Source organism: Bacillus cereus group sp. BfR-BA-01379 (assembly GCF_022663605.1).
Classification (GTDB): Bacteria; Bacillota; Bacilli; order Bacillales; family Bacillaceae_G; genus Bacillus_A; species Bacillus_A mobilis.
The window spans coordinates 1-219 of the sequence record NZ_JAKUFT010000324.1; the positions used below are offsets into that span (position 1 = coordinate 1).

The window sequence follows — 219 nt, forward strand, 5'->3', positions numbered from 1 at the left end:
TTAGCTTTGGCTATTTCTCTTGCTTTCTCTTCTTCCTTAGCTTTGGCTATTTCTCTTGCTTTGGCCTCTTCCTTAGCCTTCGTTTTCTCTCTTACTTTTTCTTCTTCTTTAGCCTTTGCTATCTCTCTTGCTTTCTCTTCTTCTTTAGCCTTTGCTATCTCTCTTGCTTTCTCTTCTTCTTTAGCCTTTACTACTTCTTGGACTTTCGTTTCTTCCTTA

General features: G+C 38.4%; 1 protein-coding gene. It reads right to left on the reverse strand.

Annotated elements, in window-relative coordinates; genetic code table 11:
* Positions 1–219, reverse strand: a 219-nt coding sequence (locus MR113_RS28770) for a hypothetical protein (RefSeq protein ID WP_242257530.1), incomplete at both ends; no start/stop codon positions are given.